Below are 3,744 nucleotides of genomic sequence, written 5' to 3'. Positions count from 1 at the left end.
CACCCCTCCCTGCCTCTGGCCCAGCGGAGCGTCCCTGCACGCTGAAGGCAGGCAGAAACGTTCCCCGCGGAGCGCGAGGCGTTTAAAATCGTCCCACTGGTCGGAAAGGAGGTCTTGCCATGCGCAGCAGAGAGCCTTGGCGTCTGCCTGCGGGGCAGAGCAGGGCAGTGCCCTTTTTGCAGGCTGCGGTGCTGTTTGCAGCGCTGTGCATCTTTGCCCGCAGCGCTGCGCTGGTGCTGGCGGCCTTTCTGGCAGCGCCGGTGCCCGCCGCGCAGACTTTGCTGCATCTGGGGCAGCAGGCGGTGGAGAGCCGGGCGGCGGCAGCGTCTGCGGAAAGCGTGCCGGAGGCCGCGTCCGTGCCGCCGGAGCAAGAAACTGCCGCTCCGGTGCAGACCGGGGTGGAACGGTATTTTGTGGCGCTGCAGCCGGACGAAGCCCGCCCCGCCGATGCAGGTACGGTGACAGAGCAGCAGTTCGGGCAGGGCAGCGGCGAAAAGTACATTCCCTGCGGTGCGGGCAGCATCAAGAATAACACCCGGCAGACGGCGGCAGACATCGCCGCCGAGGTGGTGCAGCCCCTGCCCTTTGCCATTGAAAAGGACAGCGCCGCGCCGCAGGTGCTCATCATGCACACCCACGCTACCGAGGACTACCGCCTTTCTGCCGGGCTGTGGTTTGCCCCCGGGGACGGGGCCCGCAGCACCGACCGCAGCATCAATATGTGCGCGGTGGGGCGGGTAATGGCCGATACCCTCAACGCGGCGGGGATCTGCACCCTGCACGACGAGACTTTGAACGACTACCCCAGCTACACCGGCAGCTATGCCAACAGCCGTGCGGTGGTGCAGCAGTATCTGGCGCAGTACCCCAGCATCAAGGTGGTGCTGGACGTCCACCGCGACGCCATCGAGCGGGAAAACGGCACCCGCTGCGCCCCAGTGTGCAGCATAGACGGGCGGCAGGCGGCGCAGGTGATGATCATCTGCGGGTGCGACAACGGCACCAGCGTGCAGCTGCCCGCATGGCGGCAGAACCTTCGTTTTGCCGCCGCGTGGGAGCGCAGCATGGAGGAAAAATATCCCGGATTTACCCGCCCGGTGCTGTTCAGCTACCGGTTTTATAATCAGGATCTGACCACCGGCAGTCTGCTGATCGAGATCGGCGGGCACGGCAACAACTTAAATGAGGCCCTGTACGCCGGATATCTGGCAGCACAGGGCCTCGCGGATGCACTATTAAGTTGAGGGTCAGCCGCCAAGGCTGGAGATCATGCTGCTCTTGGCAGACTGATAGTAACTCCATGCCTGATCGGCCACGGTCTCGGGCTGGTTATACTCCCGCAGCACGCGGCGCATCTCGCTGACCACCGAGGAGACGGCACTGTCGTAGGTGCTCTCCACCGAAGAGAGATGCTTGTAGGCGATGCTGACCTTATTGGCAAAGGTCCGCTCTTCGGCGGGCAGAGAGTGGTACTCATCCTTTGCGGCAGATATTGCGGAGGACACCGCAGACCGTGCCGAGGACTCCAGCGAGTACAGCTGGCTCAGCAGAGAGGAGATCTTGGCATCGCACTCGGGGTTTGGCGGGTCGTAAACGTGGTCGGGATCATACGATGTGCCGGACTGGGAAGTGCTTCCGTAGGTGGGGAACCAGTCGCCGAACATAAACTCGTTGTACCCGGCAATAAATTCCTCCTTGGTGCAGCCGCTCAGCAGGGCTGCCAGTACGCAGCTGACCACGGCAAGGGTCAGCAGACGGATGATATGGTGTGTGTGTTTCATGATCTCCTCCAGAATCTGTTTTTGCGGAATACCGCTTTTTTCCATTTTACCAGAGAAAAGGCGTTCTGACAAGAAAAAACGCAGAATTTTATTCAATGCCGCACCGTAAGGTTGACAAAATGCCGCCAACGTGCTATTTTAAAACAACAAATGCAAGGAACGGGAAAAGTAGCGCGGGCCGTCCGGCCCAGAGAGTGCGGCACAGCTGAGAGCCGCGCCCGTGCGCCGCGTGAACGAACACCCGGGAGCAGCAAACTGAACACGGCAGCGCGTCTGCCGCTCAGTAGGTGCGCCGCAGGTCCAGCGTTACAGGGACAGCGCTTAAACAAAGAGCGCGTGAGCGACCGGACACTTCCGGTAATTCAGGTGGCACCGCGGACATTACAAGACAGCTTGTTCGCCCTGAACTTTCAGGGCAAAAGCTGTCTTTTTTGTTTATAAAGGAGAACTACTATGGAACGTACCGAGATCCTTTCGCTGTTCAAGAACACCCCGGCAGACGGCACCGAGATCACCGTCTGCGGCTGGGCAAAGAACATCCGCGACTCCAAGAACATCGGCTTCATCGCCCTGTCGGACGGCGGCTGCTTCAAGACCCTGCAGGTCGTGCTGGAAGCCGGCAAGCTGGCAAACTATGATGAAGTCATCCACACCGGTCTGTACAGCAGCCTGCGCATCAAGGGCAAGCTGGTGCTCACCCCGCAGGCAAAGCAGCCTTTTGAGCTGAACGCCGAGAGCGTGGAGATCCTGGGCGACTGCCCCGCCGACGAGTACCCCCTGCAGAAAAAGAAGATGAGCATGGAGTATTTGCGCACCATGCCCACCCTGCGCCCCCGCACCAACACCTTTAACGCCGCTTTCCGTGTGCGCAGCGTGGCAGCCTACGCCATCCACAAGTTCTTTCAGGAGAACGGCTTTGTCTACGCCCACTCTCCGCTGATCACCGCCTCCGACTGCGAGGGTGCAGGCGAGATGTTCCGCGTGACCACACTGGATCTGGACAATCTGCCCAAGACCGAGGACGGCGCTGTGGATTACAGCAAGGACTTCTTTGAAAAGCCGGTCAACCTGACCGTTTCCGGCCAGCTGGAAGCCGAGGCCATGGCCATGGCCTTTGGCAAGGTGTACACCTTTGGCCCCACCTTCCGCGCCGAGAAGAGCTTTACCACCCGCCACGCTGCGGAGTTCTGGATGATCGAGCCGGAGATGGCTTTCTGCGACCTGAACGGCTACATGGACAACGCCGAGGCTATGATCAAGTACGTCATCCGCTATGTGCTGGACAACTGCCCGGACGAGATGGCCTTCTTTAACCAGTTCATCGACAAGGGTCTTGTCGAGCGTCTGGAGCTGGTGGCAAACAGCGAGTTCGCCCGCATCAGCTACACCGAGGCCATTGAGATCCTGAAAAAGAACAACAAGAAGTTCCAGTACCCTGTGGAGTGGGGCGTGGATATCCAGACCGAGCACGAGCGCTACCTGACCGAGGTTGTGTACAAAAAGCCGGTCTTTGTCACCGACTACCCCAAGGAGATCAAGAGCTTCTACATGAAGCAGAACGCCGACGGCAAGACCGTGGCCGCAGCAGATATGCTGGTGCCCGGCATCGGCGAGCTGATCGGCGGCAGCCAGCGTGAAGAGGACTACGGCAAGCTGGTGGCCCGCATGGACGAGCTGGGCATGGACAAGACCAACTACGAGTGGTACCTGAACCTGCGCAAGTTCGGCGGCGTGGAGCACGCAGGCTACGGTCTGGGCTTTGAGCGCATGATCATGTACCTCACCGGTATCCAGAACATCCGTGACGTGCTGCCCTTCCCCCGCACCGCATACGGCTTCTGAGAAGCGCGCATACTGTAATCAAAGAAAGCCGCCGCCTTTGCGGCAAGGCGCTTTACGATTTCCGTAATGTACAGGCCGGACTTCATGTAGGGATCCAGGAAGGTCTTGCCGGGGTCATCGA

3 protein-coding genes are annotated in these 3,744 nt (G+C 60.3%); 2 read left to right on the top strand and 1 reads right to left on the bottom strand.

The genetic code is table 11. The annotated features are described in order from the left end of the window. The first annotated feature begins 119 nt into the window (after positions 1-119). Positions 120-1,244, top strand: coding sequence for a stage II sporulation protein P (gene spoIIP / locus WMO44_RS14475; protein ID WP_349152998.1), 1,125 nt, complete (start codon positions 120-122; stop codon positions 1,242-1,244). Between the two features lie 3 nt (positions 1,245-1,247). On the opposite strand, the gene WMO44_RS14470 is transcribed toward spoIIP, so the two are convergent. Further along, complete coding sequence (locus tag WMO44_RS14470) at positions 1,248-1,781, bottom strand: hypothetical protein (RefSeq protein WP_349152997.1); 534 nt, start codon at positions 1,779-1,781, stop codon at positions 1,248-1,250. A 453-nt stretch (positions 1,782-2,234) separates the two neighbouring features. Between WMO44_RS14470 and asnS the strand changes: the two genes are divergently transcribed. Further along, on the top strand, positions 2,235-3,623 hold the full coding sequence (gene asnS / locus WMO44_RS14465) for an asparagine--tRNA ligase (RefSeq protein WP_055186667.1): 1,389 nt from the start codon (positions 2,235-2,237) through the stop codon (positions 3,621-3,623). Positions 3,624-3,744: the final 121 nt, after the last annotated feature.

The organism is Faecalibacterium tardum, assembly GCF_040096515.1.
Lineage (GTDB): Bacteria > Bacillota > Clostridia > Oscillospirales > Ruminococcaceae > Faecalibacterium > Faecalibacterium tardum.
This window is presented reverse-complemented; position numbering and strand designations above follow the sequence as displayed.